The following is an 18,560-nucleotide window of genomic DNA, read 5'->3' as shown; positions in this document are numbered from 1 at the left end:
GGAGGCCCGTCATGCCGTACCCCGAGATCCGGCCCCGCCGGCTGCGCCGTAACGCGGCCGTGCGGCGGCTGGTCGCCGAGACCCGCGTCGACCCGGCCGAGCTGGTCGTGCCGATGTTCGTCAAGGAGGGGCTGACCGAGCCGCGGGCCATCGCGTCGCTCCCGGGGGTGCTCCAGCACTCCCGGGACTCGCTGCGCAAGGCCGCCGTGGAGGCGGTCCAGGCCGGTGTGGGCGGGATCATGCTCTTCGGGGTGCCGGCGCAGCGGGACGAGACCGGCTCGGGTGGCATCGACCCGGCGGGCATCCTCAACGTCGCCATCCGCGACGTCGTCGCCGAGGTAGGCGACGCCACCGTGGTGATGAGCGACCTCTGCCTGGACGAGTTCACCTCGCACGGGCACTGCGGCCTGCTCACCCCCGACGGCGGCGTCGACAACGACGCCACGCTGGCGGCGTACGCCGAGATGGCGGTGGCCCAGGCGGACGCCGGGGTCGGCGTGGTCGGGCCGTCCGGGATGATGGACGGCCAGGTGGGTGTGGTCCGCCGGGCCCTGGACGCCGCCGGGCACCAGGACGTCGCCGTGCTCGCGTACGCCGCGAAGTACGCCTCCGCCTTCTTCGGTCCGTTCCGGGACGCGGTGGAGTCGTGCCTGGAAGGCGATCGGCGCACCTACCAGCAGGACCCGGCCAACCTGCGGGAGTCGCTGCGCGAGGTCGAGCTGGACGTCGCCGAGGGCGCCGACATGGTGATGGTCAAGCCGGCCCTGCCCTACCTCGACGTGGTCGCCGCCGTCCGGGCCGCGGTCGACGTCCCGGTCGCCGCCTACCAGGTCTCCGGCGAGTACGCGATGGTCGAGGCGGCCGCCGCGAACGGTTGGATCGATCGGGAGCAGGTGATGCTGGAGACGCTCACCTCGATCCGGCGGGCCGGCGCGCAGATCATCCTCACCTACTGGGCCGTCGAGGCTGCCGGACTGCTCCGCCAGCGCTACTGAGCGGTGACCAGCGGGTCTCGGCGAGCGTCCGGTCGCGACCGGCCGCGCTGGCGCCGGACCGCGCTGTCGCCGCAGGGGGCGTCGCCGGAGCGGACGGCGTGGGCGGACGGGCGCTGGTCCGTGCCTGACCTGGTGGACGCTGCCCACGCCGCCTGCGCCGTTCGGTTTCATCACTCTCTGTACTGGTGGGCGCGCCCGCTCCCCACCATCGCGCCTCCCTTTGCTCTGCAGCCATTAGCGCAGCGGTGACGGAGAGCTTCCGGTGCGTCGATGGCTGCAGAGCAAAGGGAGCCGAAGTGAGAGGTGGACGGCGGGGCAGACCCGGTCATTTGCCCGTCTTGTCCGTTTCCAGGTGAGGATCTAGTGCTGGACGAGTCGCAAGCCGTTACGCATGGTGAGTCTCACCGTCAGTGACTGTGCAGGTGTTCGGAAGGCGAGTCCGCAGGCAGGGTGATCGGCGGCGAGCCCGGCGGGTTATCCACAGCCGGATCGGTTGTCCACAGGCGGCACCGGCGAGGTTGTCACGGCAGCTGTCGGCCGTGAGGCTTGCGGTGTGACCGACCCCGACAGCCCGAAACGGCCGGAATCATCGCAGCCGACGGAGCGACCCGAGCCACCCGAGCCGGAGGCCGGGACGGCAGCGACACGCAGCGGAACGACCGCCGACGTGCCCCGCGAGCCGCCGGCACTGCTCACCGAGCCTCTCGACACCCCGTGGCCCGCCGCCGGTATCGTCCGCGCGGTGCGTCGCCGGGCCGACGCGAGCCAACGGGAGCTGGCGCGGTTCGTCGGGGTGCACCCGACGACCATCGGACGCATCGAGGCGGGCTCGTTGACGCCGAGCATCGCCGTGCTCCGCCGCATCATCGGCGTGGCCGGTTTCCGGCTGGCCGTGGTCGACGATGCGGGCCGGGTGCTCAAACCCATGCGCGACCGCGCCGACCTGCGGGACGGTGCCGAGCGTCGGTATCCGTCCCACCTGGACGTCGTCACCGATCCTGAGCCGGGGGAGTGGTGGGCCGACCGGTACGGCCTGGCCCGGCCGCCGGAGACGTTCTACCGCGACCGGGCGGTCCGGGACGCGCTACGCCGGCGCAGCCAGTGGGAGGTGCGGGTGGCGAAGTACCGAGGCGCGCCGCGACCGCCCCTGCCGCGCCGGGGCGTACACGAGATCGGCCCGCCGCCCGGCTGGTGAGCCGGACGACGGGCCGCTTCGTGGACCGGTCGTCAGTCGTCGTTGGTGATGGTGCCGATGGCCACGCCGTCGACCACCCGGAGCCCCGGCACGCCGGTCACGAGCAGCTTCAGCTGCTCGTTCGCCTCCGGCTTCTTGTCACCGTGGACGGTCACCGGGAAGGTGAGCGACGTCTGCCCGGCCGCCAGGGTGCGGCAGCCGACGTACGGGTCATAGTCCGAACCCGGCTGCGCGGTGGTGCCGTAGGTGACGGCGCAGATCAGCGCCGACTCCGACAGTGGCCGGGACACCGTCACGGTGAAGTTCAGGGTCGTGTTGCCCTTGTTCCCCTCGACCACCGTGGCGTCCGCGACGCTCAGCGACGCCCGGGAACGGAACCGGGCCACCTGCGGGTCGTGGTCGCTGGCCCCCCGGTCACCGAGGCCCTCGGTGTCCGTCGGGTAGTCGGCGTTGATGTGCGCCGCGCGGATCTGCACCAGGTCGTCGTGGAGCTTGTCGTTGACGAAGAGGTTGTCCAGCGTCTGCGCCTGCCCACTGAAGGTGTACGAGTACGCCGCCGCCGGCACGTCCGCCGCCAGGTCGTCCCAGAGGTTGTGCATCCCGGCCCCGTACAGCGGACCGAGCTGGTCCGAGGGGGTCGGGTTCGCCTCCGTGGCGATCGGGTCATCCGGGCGCGGGAAGACGTTCAGGTCACCGCCGTAGATCACCCGGGCGTTCGGGTCGCTCGCCTCGATGGCCTTGACCAGCGCGGCACCGTAGGCCGCCTGCTCCCGCCGCTGCCCGACCCGGCTGTCCGGACCGGACGAGTAGTGGTTGCTCAGCGCCCAGAGCGTGTAGTGCTCGGTCGAGCCGGGCGCCGCCGCCACGGTGAACTTCCCGAGCTGCGGGGCCCGGGTGTAGACGTTGACGCCGTCCACGCCGGTGGAGCGGTCCACGTCGTCCGGCAGCACCGCGTTGAGGGCCTTCGGGTTCTGCACGTCCGCGTTGGCCGGCAGGCCCGCCGAGCGGTAGTCCACCGTCGGGGCGGAGCCCAGCAGCGGGTCGGTGGCGGTCGCCTCGGCCAGCGTCAGCCGGTCCGTGCGGTAGAGGAACGCCGAGGTGATGCCCCGGGCGTCCGCGCCGGTCCGGTCGTACGCGGCGGCGTAGGCGGGGCCGCCGTTCGCGGCGATGGTGAGCGCCAGCTCCTGGATGGTGTCCGGCGCGCCGTCGGCGTTGTCGGTGTCACCGCAGACCAGCTTGCCGTCGGCGACCGAGCAGATGTCCTGGTCCTCGGCCTCCTGCACCATCACCAGGTCGGGGCTCTGCAGGGCGGTGATGATCTGCCGTGCCTCCACGCCCAGCCGCGCGGTGTACTCGGCCTCGCTGGCCGGCACGTAGTCGAACGGCGGCCTGACCCCGGTGCACCCCGAGTTACCGGCGAAGTCGCAGCCGTCGAACGGGTCGTCCCGGTAGTCGTACAGGTTCTCCAGGTTGTAGGTCGCCACCGCGACCTCGGTGTTGCGGTTCGCCGGCTGCGGCGGGTTGTTCGCGTACGGGTCCGCGCCACCGGTCAGCGTCAGCTGCTCCGGCTGCACGCTGTACTTGCTGAACGCGTACGAGATGGCGCCGTAGGCGTCCTCGGTCAGCGTGTCGAAGGTGCGGGCCTCCGGCAGCAGCGCGGTCGAGTCACCGGCGGTCGCCTTCACCCCGCCCGCGCCGAGCAGGATGCGCTGGTTGTTGCCGTTGTCGAAGAGCGTGCCGGGGATGTCGTCCAGCGGGTGGGCGTCCCGGAACACCCGGCGGGCGTACGGGTCGGTCCGCTTCATGATCGGGTCCTCGCGGTCCACCACGTAGATCTCGGAGTCGGCGGTGGAGGCGTAGATGTGCCGCGGCGCGGAGACCCCGCTGCCCGAGCGGACCCGCAGCCGGGCGCCCTCGTGCCGCTCCCAGAACAGGTCGGCGCCGGTCGCGTCGGCCGGCGGCGTGGCGTCGTCGACCTGGACGGCCGTGTCGACGTCCAGCCCGGAGTCGAGCTTGCGGACCAGCGAGGCGCTGGAGAGCTGGGTCTGGTTGAAGTATTCCGACACCCGGCCGCGCAGCACCACCTCGTCGCCGACGGTCGGCGCGTAGCCACCGATCAGCGTGGTGAACGAGCCGGTGAAGACGAAGATGCCGTCCGAGCTGAGCGGGTCGCCGTCCTCGGTGCCGGTGCGGCTCTGCAGATAGAAGCCGTACTGGTCGGCCCCGGCGGAGGTGCGGGTGAGCGACTTCTGGGTGATCACACCGCGGACGTCGTAGAGGGTGGAGCTGGTGCCGTTGCCGCTGGCCGGGGCGAGCGGCGAGCGGTCGGTGCGACCGTTCTCGTCGTCGCCGGTGCGGCCCTGCACCTCGCCCACCGACAGCACGCTGGTGGCCTGCACGGTCACCGTGCAGGTGGCGGTGCCGCCGTCAGCGTCGGTCGAGGTCACGGTCACCGCGTACGAGCCGGCGGGCAGCCCGGTGGCGGTCAGCGTGGCCGTGGCGGTGCCGCCGACCGAGCCGGCCGGCGTGAAGGCGGTACGGCTGATCGAGCCGGCCGCCGGCGTCGGGTCGACGGCGATCGCCACGTCGGTGATCGTGTCGTCCGCGTCGGTGGCGGTGACGTCGCGGGTGGCCGTGCCGCCCGCCTCGACGGTGAGCGCGCCGCCGCAGGTCAGCGTGGCCGGCTGGTCGACCGGTCCGCCGCCGCCGTCGACGGAGTGGCTGCCCAGCCCGTCGAAGGTGTCGGTGGCGAACCCGGCCCACTGGGCGGCCGGGTCGAAGGCGTCCGACGGGTCGGTGTCACCGGAGCTGACCGACGCCAGGCGGCGCAGGGTGTTGTCGGCGGTGCTGGTGAGCCCGGTGCCCCACTCGGTGCCCGGGTCGACGCCGACCTGGCCGATCGAGTCCAGCACGGTGGTGCCCTTGCGCAGCACGATCGCGTCGTCGCCGTTGAACAGCGACGAGCCGTACGTCTGGTCGGCCTGGGCGAGGATCGCCGGGGCGGCCGAGGAGGCGGCGAAGACGAAGACGTCACCGGCGGCGACGGTGCCGCTCAGCGCGACGTTCGTCGAGGTGGTGGCGCCGTTGAAGAAGAACTGGAGCTGGTAACCGCCGGCGGTGAGGTCCACCGGTGCGCCGGTGCCGTTGAAGAGCTCGATCGCCTTGTTGTTGGACGAGCCCTCGACGTACTCGGAGATGAACAGGTCGGTGGGCGCGGCGCTGGCCGCGGGGGGTGCGACGCCGATTGCCGTGACGGTGACGGCGGCGGTGGTCGCGAGCGCGGCGAGTGTGCGGCGCGGGCGCATGAAGCCTCCACGATGGGTGGACGGGAACTAACGCACGTTAAGGGGCGGTCCTGTCCGGCGTCCATCCCCCGAGCAGGCCGTTCGGTGAACAGGAGTCAACGAGTGGCGTCCAGGCGGTGCACCAGCTCGGCCACGTCGACGCCGTATTCGCACCATTCGCGGTCCGGTCGGTAGCCCAACTCGGCGTTCACCTTGAGCATCGCCTCGTTGGCCTGCGCGTTCCAGGTCTGCACCTCGGCCAGCTCCGGCTCGGCCGAGCGCAGCTCCAGCAGCATCCGCGCCTTGATCGCCCGGTCGATGCCGTAACCCCGGTGGTCCTGCACCACGATCGTGTCGTACTGGTCGGCGCGGGTGGGGTGCTGCGCGGGCACCACCACCTCGGTCAGCCCGGCCACCTCCCCGCTCTGCTCGTGCAGCGCCAGCACGATGTACGGCTTCATGCCGCGCCGGTGCAGGGTGTCGAGGCTGTCCCGCAGTCGCTCCGGGTCGTAGGAGCTGGGGCGCAGGTCGCCGTCGTCGGCGTCGCGCACCTCGGCCTTGGCCCGCGCGTACGCCTCGATCAGGTCGTCGGGCGGACCGCCGGGGCAGAACTCCAGGTGGTAGCCGGCGCCGATGCCGGTGGCCATCTCGGTGAGCGCCGGCCAGTCCACCGCGCCCAGGTCGAGCACGCTGCGGGTCTCGACGTATTCCCGGGTGAAGCCGAGCGCCTCGTAGAACGCCACCGCCGGGGTGTCCCCGACCACCTCGACGCCGATCGACTGGAAGCCCTCGTCCCACACCCGCCGGGCGGCGAGCTTCACCAGCGTGCGACCCAGTCCGGTCCGCCGGACGGCGGGGTGCACGAGCACCTCCAGTACGCCGATGTCGCCGAGGAGCAGCACGTGCACGTGCCCGAGGATCGCCCCCGGGGTGCCGTCCGTCGCCGGTTCGGCCTGGGCGACCCAGGAGATCCGCCGCTCACCGGGCATCACCTCGGCGAGGTATTCCCGCAGGGAACTCTCCCGCCACGGCGGGTCCTGCGGGAGGTCGGCCGCCAGCACCGCGTTGAGCGTGTCCAGCAGCGACGCGATCTCGGCGGACGACGCGGTCCTGGGATCCCACTCGCGCACCATCACCCGTCTAGCTTGCCGTCAACGGCTGCCGGGGGGAAGTGTCCAGTCCTCCAATGTATGCGGACGATCACTTCACGTACGGCTGACCTGTCCGTACTCGTTGGCCTTGTCGAAGACGGCCTGGGCGTACCGGCGGACGTCGTTGTAGGAGAGGATGGCGCCCCACCAGTCGCCGGAGATGGTCATGTTCCGGCCGCCCGCGCAGAGGTAGTTGCCGGCGGCGAGGGCGGCGTCGTCGATGTCGTGCGGGTCGGCACGGCCGTCGTTGTCCGCGTCCGCGCCGATCTGCGCCCAGGTGGTGGGGATGAACTGCATCGGCCCGATCGCCCGGTCGTAGGTGCTGTCCCGGTCGAGTCTGCCCTTGTCGGTGTCGAGGATCCGGGACCGGCCGCCCTGCCCGTCCAGCGGATCGCCGATGATCTCCGGCACGGCCCGTCCGTCGGTGGAGAGGGTGGCGCCGTTGGCCGAGCCGTGCGCGGACTCCACGTAGCCGATCGCGGCCAGCGTGGTCCAGCTGAGCTGGCAGGACCGGTGCGTCTGGCCCAGCACCAGCTCGGCGTAGCCGTACGCCTGCATGGCCACCGTCGGGATGCCGGTCCGCGTGCTCATCTGCTGCGCCCAGCCGGCCAGGGCGTCCGCCGGCCGGCCGGTCGGCACCGCGCCGACCACCGGCCCGGTGGGCCGCCCCCGCCCGGCAGCGCGGTCGCGGGCGGAAGGGTGCCGCCGGGCAGCGCGGTCGCCCCGGGCAGGGCACGGCGGTGCCGGTCGCCCCGGGCAGGGCGCCACCGGAGGGTACGCCGTCGACGGAGCCGGTGGCGGTGGCGTCCACGGCCACCGGCTCGGGCCGGGGCGCGGCCCTGGGCACCAGCAGCACGCCGGCCGCGCCGGTGCCGGCGACCAGGAGCAGCAGGAAGAGCCCGGACAGGGCGACCCGGCCGCTGGGGCGACGCGACCAGGACCTTGTGGCGCGGGTCGCGGCGACGGCCAGTTGCCGGGGCGGCATCCGCAGCGCGTGCGCGTACGGGATCCGCCGACGCCGCCCACCGACCGTGCCGGTCCCGGCCGTTCCCCCGGGGTCAGCCTTCGCCTCGGGGTCGACCTTTTCCTGCGGGTCGACCTTTTCCTTCGGGTCGGCCTTAGCCTTCGGGTCGACCTTTTCCTTCGGGTCGGCCTTCGCCTTCGGGTCGGCCTTCCGGACGGCGTCCGCCTGGCGGCCGGCCTTGGGGCCGGCTTCGGCCGCGGGGCCGGCGGGCGGCGCGGCCGGTCGCAGGGGCCGAACCGTCACGCTCTCCTCGCCGTCCACCACGCGTCGAGTATCACCCATGTCCGCCGGCCCGTCAGCCTCGGTCGTACGCTGTGGACATGCCCCGGTACGAGTTCCGCTGCCGCGCCTGCGGCGACACCTTCGAGGTCAACCGGCCGATGGCCGAGGCCGGCAGCCCCGCGTCCTGCCCCCAGGGACACGCCGACACGGTCAAACTCCTCTCCACCGTCGCGGTCACCGGGCGCGGTGGCGGCGGTCCCGTCGGCGGTCCGTCCGCACCGTCCGGCGGCGGTTGCTGCGGGGGTGGCTGCGGCTGCTGAACGGCCCGGCCGCCTCGTCCCGGTGGTCGACCGGCCGGTTGCCGGCGGTCGGTGGCACTGGCACGTTGAGTCGGAACCTGCCCGGCCGTTCTCACGATGCGTGACGACGCGACCATAGGGCAGCATGAAGCCGACGTCAGGGGCGGAGGTTCCACGCATGTCGTCACGGATCCACCTCCCGAGCGGATGGGTGACCTTCGTGTTCACCGACATCGAGGGCTCCACCCGGCTGGCCCAGCTGCTCGGTCCGGGCTACCGCCCGGTGTTGCGCGAACATCGCCGGCTGCTGCGGGACACCCTGGCCGCCACGGACGGCGCGGAGCTGCTGACCGAGGGGGACTCCTTCTTCCTCGCCTTCGCCGACGCGACGGCCGCGCTGACCGCCTGCCTGACCGCGCAGCGGGCGCTGAGCACGCACGACTGGCCCACCCCGGAGGCCGCGCCCCGGGTGCGGATGGGCCTGCACACCGGGTACGCCGAACCCCGCGACGGCGAGTACGCCAGTCCCGAGGTGCACCGGGCGGCCCGGGTGGCCGCCGCCGCGCACGGCGGGCAGGTGCTCTGCTCGGGCACCACCGCACGGCACGCCGTCCCGTTGCCGGCCGGGGCGTCCCTGGTGGACCTCGGGCTGCACCGGTTGCGCGGCTTCGACGACCGGGAGCGGCTGTTCCAGCTGGTCGCCCCGGGACTGGAGCGGATGTTCCCGCGACCGCGTACCGCCGACGCGGTGGCGCACAACCTGCCCACCCAGGCCACCTCGTTCGTCGGCCGGGAGGCCGAGCGGGCGGAGCTGGGCCGGCTGGTCGAGGGGCACCGGCTGGTGACCGTGCTGGGCGCGGGCGGCACCGGCAAGACCCGGTTGGCGGTGGAGCTGGCCGCCGGCGTCGTCGAGTCCCATCCGGACGGTGTCTGGTTCGTCGACATCGCCGCGGTGACCGACCCGGGGCTGGTCGCGTTCGAGATCGCCGCCGTGCTCGGGCTCCGTCCGGAGCCCGGCCGGCGGATGGTGGACACCCTGGTCGAGTACGCGGCGACCCGCCGGATGCTGGTGCTGCTGGACACCTGCGACGCCCAGCCGGCCGCCTCGGCGGAGGTGATCTCCCGGCTGCTCGCCGGCGGCCGGGACGTCCGGGTGCTGGCCACCAGCCGGGAGCCGTTCGGCCTGCCCGGCGAGGTGGTGTGGCGGATCCCGTCGCTCTCGGTGGACCCGCGACCCGACGGCGCGGAGAGCGACGCGGTGGCCCTGCTGCTGGAGCGGACCACGGCGGCCCGGGGCGGCCGGCCGCCGGACCCGACGGAGCAGGCCGACCTGCGCCGGGTGGTACGGCGGCTGGACGGGGTGCCGCTCGCCATCGAGCTGGCGGCGGCCCGGCTGCGGGTGCTCTCGGTCGGGCAGCTCGCCGAACGCCTGGACGACATGCTCGGCACGCTGGACGCCGGGCGGGCCGCCCCGGAGCCGCCGGTGGAGCAGGGCTGGGCGGGCAACCAGCAGGACACCGTCGACCTGGTGGCCGCCGCGGCGGGGGCTCCACCGCCCAGCCCGGCGTCCCGGGCGGTGCTCCGGTCTGCCAGCGAACGGCACCTCACCATGCAGGCCACGGTCACCTGGTCGTACCGGACGTTGGGGGCGCGCTCGGCGCGACTGCTGCGCTGGCTGGCGGTCTTCGCCGGCCCGGTGGACCTGCCGACGGTGCAGTGGCTGCTCGACGAGGACCCGCTCGACCCGCTGTCGGTCCTGGTGGACAAGTCGATGGTGCTGGCCGACCCGCACGCCTCGGGCAGCACCTACCGGATGCTCGACCCGATCCGGGCGTACGCGGCCCGCCGGCTGGTGGAGGCGGGGGAGGAGCAGCAGGCCCGCAACCGGCACGTCGCCTGGTCCCGGCACGCACTGGAACGCGCCCACCTGGGCCCGGACGGCCGGCCGGTCACCCTCTCCCTGTACGCGCTGGACCCGCTCGCCGGGGAGCTGCGGGCCGCCCTGCGCTGGTGCGCCACCGGGGGCAGCGCCCGGCTGGGGCTGCGGCTGGCCGGTGGGCTGGACCAGTGGTGGCGGGAGCGCGGGCTGGCCCGGGAGGGGCGGCTCTGGCTGTTCCGGCTCTATGGCCGGCTCGCCGAGACCGGGGAGGAGATCCCGGAGGCGGAGCTGGCGGCGGCGTACCACATGCACTCGCTGCACGCCGGCGCGGACGGCGAGTTCGCCGAGGAACTGCGCTATTCGCAGCGCGCGGAGGCGGCCGCTCGGCAGGCCGGTGACCTGGGGTTACTGGCCCGCGTCCTGGCCGGTCGGGCCGCCCCGCTGGTGGACCTGGGCCAGTTCGCCGAAGCCGAGCGGGTCTGCCGCGAGGTGATCGACTGGGCCCGGCAGCAGGACGTGGTCCCGGACGCGCTGATCGCCATCTACAACCTCGCCGAGCTGTTGTGGCGGCGGGGCGCGCTGGACGAGGCGGCCGAGCTGCTCGGCGGGGCCCGCCCGGTGGAGGCGGCCCGGCCGGTGGAGCGGGGCCGGCGGTCGGTGGACATGCTGCTCGGGATGGTGGCGCTGGCCCGGGGTGACCTGGTCGCGGCGCACGAGCACCTGCAGGTGGCGCTCCGTTCCCGGATGAGCCACGGCTATCTGGGTCGCGCCTGCGACACGGTGAACGCGATCGCGGTGCGCTGCGCGCTCGGCGACGAGCCGGTCACCGCGGCCCGGCTGTTCGGGGCGGCGCAGGCCACCCGGGCGAACCTGCGCGCCACCCCAGGCCTCTACGGTCCGTACTGGCTGGCGCGGCAGGCGGAGCTGCGTCGGGTGCTCGGCGACGCGGCCTTCGACGCGGCGTACGGGGAGGGCGGCGAGCTGGCCCTGGCGGAGGCCGCAGCCCTCGCCCTCCGCGTGGAGCACCCGGACCTGGCCGCCGACTCTCCCCGCTTCAGTCCCCCGCACACCCCCGCCACCCGCACCGCCCCCCTCTCCCACCACCCCACCGCCAACCCCCACCCCGCCTAACCCCCCACCCCACCCTGCCTGCCCCTCACCTCCCCCTCACCTCCCCTCCTCATCGCGTTGATCATGGGGTTAGCGGCGGAATCGATCTCCACTACTGCCGCTAACCCCATGATCAACACAGCGGGGCGGGGGTGGGGTGGGGTGGGGGGTGGGAGTGGGAGGGGGGTCAGTTGACGGCGGTGGGCTTGAGGCGGGCGGCGCGGTCGAGGTCGGACTGCTGGACCGCGGCGATCGAGCCGAAGACGTGGACCGCCTGGTAGTAGGTCCAGGCCAGGCTGTAGCAGGCCGGCTGGAGCGCGCTGCTGTACGTGGCGCAGACCCGCTTGAGGTCGGCGTAGAAGGAGCTGTCGATGCGGTCCTTGTTGGCGGAGAACTGGCCCATCGCCTTGTAGTTGCGGTAGCCGAAGTCGTGCCGGTAGCAGGAGAGGTTGAACTTGAAGCCGAGCGGGTTGTCCGGGCTGGACGAGCAGTAGTCGGTGGACCAGTTGAAGGCGTACGCGGACCAGGCGCCCTGGTTGAGCCGGGCCGCGTTCCACGCGTTGTAGCTGGTGGCGCTGGTCTGGGTCCAGCTGGACAGCACGCTGAGCTTCTGGCTGGTGCTCACGGCGGCGCTCGCCGGCGCGGCGAGGCCGAGGGTGGTGAGCAGCGCGAGCGCGCCCACGGCGAGACTGGTGACGAGACGTCGGGACACGGGTTCCTCCGCGGGGGTCTGCGGTACGGCGGGCGGTCGGTGGATGGCCGACGTCGATCAGTGTCGATCGCCGGCCCGACGTCCCGAAACGTCGATCGCGAACTATTGGTGAAATCCGCTGAAAAACACCGACACTCTTGCCAGCCCACTCCGGACACCGACGACGCCCGGGACTCGTCACGAGTCCCGGGCGCCGTCACTCCCCCCCAGGTGTGTGTGCAGGCCCTGCCTTACCGCACGAAGCGCGGCGGGCTGGGCGGACCGGCGTTCCAGCTCCGGTCGAGCGCGGTGACGTAGTAGGTGTACTCCTGGCCGGCCGCGGCCGAGGTGTCCAGCCAGGACTGCACGGCGCCGTCGGTGGCGCGTACGGTGCCGAGCAGGTGGCCGGCGTCGGCGAAGTCGCAGCGGTCCGCGATGGCGGCGCCGTCGAAGCGCCAGATCGCGTACGAGGTGGCGGTGCCGAGCGGGCCCTGACCGTCGGCGGGCTGCCGCCAGTCCAGCCGTACGCCGTCGTCCTGCCGCTGGCTGCGGGTCACCACCGGGGCGAGCAGCGGCTTCGACGGCAGCTGGGACATGGTCGGCACCAGGGCCGGGCGGGAGTAGTGCTCGGCGGCGTAGATGTCGGTGGCCCCGAGGCGGTTCGCCTTCACCTGCACCGCGGAGAAGTGCACGTTGCCGAGCACCTCCGGGTAGGACCGGTTGAGCGTCAGGTGGTCCGACAGTTCGCGCGGGTTCATCCAGTACGGCCCGTACGCCGGCTCACCGCTCTTGTAGTCGGCCTGGCCGATGTAGAGCTGGACGTTCGTGCCGCGCACCTGCTCGGCCCACCACGGCACCAGTCGGGCGTAGTCGGCGGCCGGGTACTGGCCGATGTACCAGTAGAGCTGCGGCACCACGTAGTCGATCCACTCGTTCTTGATCCACTTACGGGTGTCGGCGGAGATGATGTCGTAGGACTGCGAACCGGTGGTGTCCGAGCCGTTCGGGTCCACCGACTTGTTCCGCCAGATGCCGAACGGGCTGACCCCGAACTTCACCCACGGCTTGGCCGCCTTGATCTTCGTGCCCATCTCCTGCACCAGCAGGTTGATGTTGTCCCGCCGCCAGTCGGCCCGGTCGGTGAAACCCCGGTTGTACGCGGCGAAGGTGGCGTCGTCCGGCACCTGGTAGGCGCCGCTCGGGTAGGGGTAGAAGTAGTCGTCGAAGTGCACGCCGTCGACGTCGTACCGGTTGACCGCGTCCATCATCGCGGTCTGGACGAACTCGCGGACCTCCGGGATGCCAGGGTTGTAGTAGAGCCGGCTGCCGGCGACCCCGGCCGGCGGGTAGGCGAAGACCCAGTCCGGGTGCTGCCGGGCCGGGTGGTCCGGCGCCAGCTTGGCGAGATCCGCGCCGGCCCCGCCGGGAGCCGGCATCGAGACACGGTACGGGTTGAACCAGGCGTGGAACTCCAGGTTCCGCTTGTGCGACTCGGCGACCAGGAAGGCCAGCGGATCCCAGCCCGGATCCTGCCCCCGGGTGCCGGTGAGGAACTCCGACCACGGCTCGTACGGCGACGGCCAGAACGCGTCGGCGGTCGGGCGGACCTGCACCACGACGGCGTTGTGGTGCAGCTTCTGGGCCAGGTCGAGCCAGCCGAGGTACTCCGCCTGCTGGGCGGCGATCCGGTCCGGCGCGGTCTGCGAGGCCTTGGTCGGCCAGTCGATGTTGACCACCGAGGAGATCCACATGGCGCGGAACTGGCGCAGCGGGGTGGCCGGGTCGGTGGTGCAGGTGGTCGCGGGGGCGGTCGCCGTGGCGTTCTCCGCGGCGCTGGCCGGCGTGGCGGCGGCGAGCGTGCCGAGCAGCGCCACGGCCAGCCCGGCGGCCCTGAGCCGAGTTGCCTTCATGCGGTGCGGTCCCTTCGTTGGACTCCCGGTCGGACGTTCCGGTGACGGGCGGACCCGAGGCGCATCCGGCAAGATTCGCCGCAGAAAATCCCACGTCGGTAGGAAACTTTCACTAATCCCGGCCGGGCGCAAGACCTCCGGACGGATCGATGCGCAGGTGGGGCCGAAGGTGCCGGGGGTGACCGGGCACACAGCTGTTTCCGTGACCATTCCGACACCTGCCGTACCGGATTGACCGAGCGGACGCCTGGGTAGCTTGCCCCGCACGGACCGCCACCGTGGTGGTCGCACGGTGTGGGAGAGGTGATCGCGTTGTCCGTGCTACGGACCAAACCGATCAAGGACGTGCTGGCCCAGGGGGACGCGGACGGCTCCGACGGCGGGCTCGGGCTGCGCCGTCGGCTCGGCGCCGTCGACCTGATGGGCTTCGGCATCGGCATCGTGATCGGCACCGGCATCTTCACGCTCACCGGCATCGAGGCGAAGAACCACGCCGGCCCCGGCGTGGTGATCTCGTTCGGCATCGCCGGCCTGGTCGCCCTGCTCGCCGCGCTCTGCTACGCCGAGCTGGCCGCCAGCGTGCCGACCGCCGGCAGCGCCTACACCTACGCGTACGCGACGATGGGCGAGATCGCCGCCTGGATCATCGGCTGGGACCTGCTGCTGGAGTTCGCGCTCGGCTCGGCGGTGGTCGCCCGGGGCTGGTCCGGCTACCTCGCCTCGCTGTTCAACCTGCCCAGCGCATGGTTCGCCGAGGAGGGCAGCATCGTCAACCTCGGCGCGATCGCCATCGTGCTGATCCTGGGCGTGGTCGGCATCGTCGGCATCCGCGAGTCCGCCCGGGTCACCAACCTGCTGGTCCTGGTGAAGGTCGCCATCTGCGTCTTCATCGTGGTCGCCGGGCTGTTCTTCGTGAAGGCGGCCAACCTGAGCCCGTTCATCCCGTCAGCCGAGCCGGCCGGCGGGGGCGAGGACGGCATCCGGCAGCCGGTCACCCAGGCGATCTTCGGGATGGAGCCGTCGGTCTTCGGCTTCGCCGGCGTGCTCACCGCCGCGGCGGTGGTGTTCTTCGCGTACACCGGCTTCGAAGCGGTGGCGAACCTCGGTGAGGAGACCAGGAAGCCCCGCCGGGACCTGCCGCTGGGCATTCTCGGCACGCTGCTCATCTCGACCGTGCTCTACATCGCCGTCTCGCTGGTCGTGGTCGGCATGGTCCGCTACACCGACATCGACGAGGGCGCCCCGATCGCCTCCGCCTTCAAGGCGGTCGGCGCCGGCTGGGCCGCCGTCCTGGTCTCCATCGCCGCCATCGCCGGCCTGACCAGCGTCATTCTGGTCGACCTGGTGGCCATGGGCCGGATCGGCTTCGCCATCGCCCGGGACGGGCTCATCCCGCCGTCGATCGCCAAGGTGCACCCTCGCTGGGGCACCCCGTACCGGATCTCCGCGATCATGACGATCGGCGTCGCGCTGCTCGCCGGCCTCCTGCCGCTCTCCGCGCTGGCCGACCTGGTCAGCATCGGCGCGCTCTGCGCGTTCGTGCTGGTCTCCATCGCGGTGCCGATCCTGCGTCGCAAGCGGCCCGACCTGGACCGGCCGTTCAAGGTGCCGTTCTCCCCGGTGCTGCCGATCGTGTCGGCGCTGGCCTGCCTCTATCTGATGCTCAACCTGTCGGTGGAGACCTGGATCCGGTTCCTGATCTGGATGGTGCTCGGCGGGATCATCTACTTCGGCTACGGCTACCGCAAGAACCGCCTCGCCCGCCGCGAGGCGGCCGCCACCGAGGAACCCACCCCCGCCCCCCACTGACCCCCCGCTGACCCCTCCCCCTCCCCCTCCCGCCCCGCGAGGCGTGCCCGCCTCGCGGGGCGCCTAATTCACGGAAAGAGTGGCTATCCCACGTGGGATAGCCACTCTTTCCGTGAAAGTGCGGGCTCCGGGGCCAGTGCGGGCTCCGGGGCCGGGGGCGTGATCGATGTCGCCGTTCAGGTCACGGGCGGGGCTGGGGGGTTCCCGTGGGGCCCTCGAGGACGGGCTTGCCGTTCTCCCAGATCAGCTCGTCGAGCCAGGCCTGGCGGCCGGGGTCGGTGCTGCCCTCCTGGCCGGGCGGCCAGGCGTGATAGAGCAGCCAGGTACGGCCGTCCTTCTCGACGATCGAGGCGTGGCCCGGGCCCGTCGCCGCCGTGTTGGACTTGAGGATCGGGTTCTCCGGCGCCTTCACGCACGGGCCGGTCGGGCCCTCGCAGACCGCGTACCCCTCGGCGTAGGTGTCCTTGTCGTAGGCGTTGGCGGCGAAGAAGAGGAAGAGCTTCCCGTCGTGCCGGTGGAAGAACGGTCCCTCGATCAGGGGGCCCTCCCACGGCTCGGTCTGCTTCAGCAGCTTCGTCGGGGTGCCGACCAGGCGCCGTCCGTCGTCGCTGAGGCGCTGCGACCAGAGCCAGGTGTCCACCCCGATGGCGTTGCCGTCGTTCTTCCACAGCAGCCAGAGGCTGCCGTCGGTGTCCCGGTACGGGCTCGCGTCGATCGACCCGCCCAGCTCCGCCTGGCAGATCAGCGGCCCGGTCGAGTCGTCCCGGTACGGCCCCACCGGCTTGTCGGCGACGGCCAGCCCGATGCACTGCCGCCCCGACTTCCGGTCGGCGACCGTGTAGTAGAGCAGGAACCGGTCGGGGGCCAGCTCGATCGCCTCCGGCGCCCAGGTCTTGCCGGGGTCGGCCCAGGCCGGCAGCTCCGGCAACGCGTCGCCGGCCTCGGTCCACTCGACCAGGTCGGGTGAGGTGAGTACCGGGACGTTCCGACCGCCGGCGTTGGTGTGGAACAGGTACCAGGTCTCGCCGACCCGGATCGCCTGCGGATCGGGGGCGTCGGTGCGGACCACCGGGTTGGTGAACATGCGCGCGTCCTTCGGCGTACTCGACGGGGGTGTGGGGCTGCCGCAACCGGCGACGAGCAGCGCGGCGGCCAGGGCCGCCGCGCCGCGTCGCCGGGTTCTCCGGTCGGTCATCCCTTCAGGCCGCTGCGGGAGACGCCCTGGATGATGTGCCGCTGGGCGGCCACGAAGAGGATCAGCACCGGCACGCTGGCCAGCACCGCCCCCGCCATGATCACCGGATAATCGGTGTTGTACGACCCCTGGAGCAGGCCCAGGCCGGTCGGCAGGGTCAGCCGCTCCGGGCTGAACAGCACATAGAGCGGCCAGAGGAAGTCGTTCCAGTTGGTCAGGAACGACAGCACCGCCAGGGTGGCCAGCGCGGGCTTGGAGAGCGGCAGCAGCACCCTGACGAAGATCTGCCACTGGTTGGCGCCGTCCAGTACCGCCGCCTCCTCCAGCTCGGCGGGGATGCTGATGAAGAACTGCCGTAGGAAGAACACCCCGAACGCGCTGGCCGCGCCCGGCACGGTGATCACCAGGAGGGTGTCCAGCCAGCCGAGCCGGTCGGCGATCACGAAGTTCGGGATGATCAGCGAGGTGGGCGGGATGAAGAGGGTGCCCACGATGAGCGCGAAGAGCAGGCCCCGACCGCGGAAGCGCATCCGAGCCAGCGCGTACGCGGCCATCGAGGCGGTCACCAGCACCAGCAGCGCATGCAGGGTGGCCGCCAGCATGCTGTTGAGGAACCAGCGCAGCACCGGGTTGGCGGTGTTGCCGAGGATCTGGTCGTAGCCGTGCGTGGAGAACGGGTTCGGCACGATGCTCGGCGGGATCCGCTGCGCGTCGCCGTAGGTCTTCACCGAGGTGATGACCATCCAGAGCAGCGGGATGAGGAACACCAGGGCCAGCAGCACCAGGACCGCATAGCGGCCGGAGCGGCGGAGTGTCGTCATGGTCGTCCCCTCAGTCTTCCCGGAACCGGAAGAACCGGAAGTTGACGATGCTGATCACGATCAGCGCCAGCGCGAAGATGATGCTCATCGCGGCGGCCCGCCCCGCGTCGTTGTCCCGCAGCCCCTCGTCCACGATCCGCCAGACCACGGTACGGGTCTGCTGACCCGGCGCACCCTGGGTGATCAGGTACGACTGACCGAAGACGTTCGCCGAGGCGAGGATCGTGGTGGTCAGCACGAAGAGCATGACCGGACGCAGCCCCGGAAGGGTGACGTTGCGGAACCGCTGCCAGCCGTTGGCGCCGTCCATCCGCGCCGCCTCGTAGAGCTCCGGCGAGATGTCCTGCAGGCCGGCCAGGTAGATCACCGCGTTGAATCCGGAGGTCCACCAGACGGTCACCCCGACCAGCGACACCCAGGCCCACGGCACGTCGGTCACCCACGGGGTGTCCGACGGCAGTCCGACCGCTCCGAGCAGCCGGTTGACCAGGCCCAGGTTGGCGTCGAGCAGGAAGCGCCAGAGCAGGCCGATGACCGCGACCCCGAGGACGTACGGGGCGAAGTAGACCGCCCGGAAGAACGTCCGACCGGGGAACGACCGGTTGAGCAGCAGGGCCAGCCCCAGCGGGACGGCCACCAGCAGCGGCACCGAGAAGACCGTGAAGATCCCGGTGGCCCGGACGCTGGACCACCAGTCGCCGTAGATGGCCGAGTCGCTGTCGAAGAGGTCCTTGTAGTTGTCCAACCCGACGAAGGGCCGGTTGGGCAGTTGCAGGTCCCACTGGTGCACGCTGAGCCAGAGCCCGAAGATGATCGGGAGCAGGCCGAAGACGCCGAACAGGACCAGATACGGCGCGAGGAAGAGGTAGGGGGTCGCCCGACTGCCCCGGTTCGTCGCGCCCCCGCGGGTCTTCGACCCCGCCGGGGGCGGCGCGTCCCTGTGCGCCGCCCCGACCTCGATCACGTCCGCCACGG

13 protein-coding genes are annotated in these 18,560 nt (G+C 72.2%); 5 read left to right on the top strand and 8 right to left on the bottom strand.

Annotation, left to right across the window (positions count from 1 at the left end; all coding sequences use genetic code 11):
• The first annotated feature begins 11 nt into the window (after positions 1-11).
• Entirely contained in the window at positions 12-995 is a 984-nt protein-coding gene (gene hemB, locus MRQ36_RS10050; protein WP_242794603.1) for a porphobilinogen synthase, read from the top strand.
• Positions 996-1,662: 667 nt separating this feature from the next.
• Positions 1,663-2,190: a helix-turn-helix transcriptional regulator gene (locus tag MRQ36_RS10045; protein ID WP_242794602.1), complete on the top strand. Its 528-nt coding sequence runs from the start codon at positions 1,663-1,665 to the stop codon at positions 2,188-2,190.
• 32 nt (positions 2,191-2,222) lie between these two features.
• Here the strand turns inward: MRQ36_RS10045 and MRQ36_RS10040 are convergent, their stop codons facing one another.
• The 3 genes from MRQ36_RS10040 to MRQ36_RS33870 form a co-directional block, all read right to left on the bottom strand.
• Complete coding sequence (locus tag MRQ36_RS10040; protein ID WP_242794601.1) at positions 2,223-5,495, bottom strand: lamin tail domain-containing protein; 3,273 nt, start codon at positions 5,493-5,495, stop codon at positions 2,223-2,225.
• Positions 5,496-5,590: 95 nt separating this feature from the next.
• A complete protein-coding gene (locus MRQ36_RS10035; protein WP_242800985.1) occupies positions 5,591-6,607 on the bottom strand; it encodes a GNAT family N-acetyltransferase in 1,017 nt (338 codons plus the stop codon).
• A gap of 72 nt (positions 6,608-6,679) precedes the next feature.
• Entirely contained in the window at positions 6,680-7,264 is a 585-nt protein-coding gene (locus MRQ36_RS33870) for a lytic murein transglycosylase (RefSeq protein WP_242794600.1), read from the bottom strand.
• 705 nt (positions 7,265-7,969) lie between these two features.
• Between MRQ36_RS33870 and MRQ36_RS10025 the strand changes: the two genes are divergently transcribed.
• Both MRQ36_RS10025 and MRQ36_RS10020 read left to right on the top strand, forming a co-directional pair.
• Positions 7,970-8,191: a zinc ribbon domain-containing protein gene (locus MRQ36_RS10025; protein ID WP_242794599.1), complete on the top strand. Its 222-nt coding sequence runs from the start codon at positions 7,970-7,972 to the stop codon at positions 8,189-8,191.
• A gap of 157 nt (positions 8,192-8,348) precedes the next feature.
• Entirely contained in the window at positions 8,349-11,180 is a 2,832-nt protein-coding gene (locus tag MRQ36_RS10020) for an adenylate/guanylate cyclase domain-containing protein (protein WP_242794598.1), read from the top strand.
• A 166-nt stretch (positions 11,181-11,346) separates the two neighbouring features.
• Here the strand turns inward: MRQ36_RS10020 and MRQ36_RS10015 are convergent, their stop codons facing one another.
• The gene (locus MRQ36_RS10015; protein WP_242794597.1) at positions 11,347-11,871 is read right to left on the bottom strand and encodes a phospholipase; all 525 of its coding nucleotides are present in this window, start codon (positions 11,869-11,871) and stop codon (positions 11,347-11,349) included.
• A gap of 230 nt (positions 11,872-12,101) precedes the next feature.
• Positions 12,102-13,760, bottom strand: a complete 1,659-nt coding sequence (locus MRQ36_RS10010; protein WP_242794596.1) for a glycoside hydrolase family 10 protein — start codon at positions 13,758-13,760, stop codon at positions 12,102-12,104.
• 312 nt (positions 13,761-14,072) lie between these two features.
• On the opposite strand from MRQ36_RS10010, the gene MRQ36_RS10005 reads away from it, so the two are divergent.
• Entirely contained in the window at positions 14,073-15,569 is a 1,497-nt protein-coding gene (locus MRQ36_RS10005) for an amino acid permease (RefSeq protein WP_278187467.1), read from the top strand.
• Between the two features lie 181 nt (positions 15,570-15,750).
• On the opposite strand, the gene MRQ36_RS10000 is transcribed toward MRQ36_RS10005, so the two are convergent.
• The 3 genes from MRQ36_RS10000 to MRQ36_RS09990 are packed head-to-tail and all read right to left on the bottom strand — an operon-like array spanning position 15,751 to position 18,558.
• Positions 15,751-16,764, bottom strand: a complete 1,014-nt coding sequence (locus MRQ36_RS10000; protein ID WP_242794595.1) for a glycoside hydrolase family 43 protein — start codon at positions 16,762-16,764, stop codon at positions 15,751-15,753.
• Positions 16,761-17,585 (bottom strand): carbohydrate ABC transporter permease, encoded by an 825-nt coding sequence (locus tag MRQ36_RS09995; RefSeq protein WP_242794594.1) that lies wholly within the window; start codon positions 17,583-17,585, stop codon positions 16,761-16,763. Before MRQ36_RS09995 ends, MRQ36_RS10000 begins: the two co-directional genes overlap by 4 nt.
• A 10-nt stretch (positions 17,586-17,595) precedes the next feature.
• Positions 17,596-18,558, bottom strand: a complete 963-nt coding sequence (locus tag MRQ36_RS09990) for a carbohydrate ABC transporter permease (RefSeq protein ID WP_242794593.1) — start codon at positions 18,556-18,558, stop codon at positions 17,596-17,598.
• Positions 18,559-18,560: the final 2 nt, after the last annotated feature.

The organism is Micromonospora sp. R77, from assembly GCF_022747945.1.
Taxonomy (GTDB): domain Bacteria; phylum Actinomycetota; class Actinomycetes; order Mycobacteriales; family Micromonosporaceae; genus Micromonospora.
The sequence above is the reverse complement of the archived record's forward strand: the minus strand, read 5'-3'. Positions and strand labels throughout refer to the sequence as shown.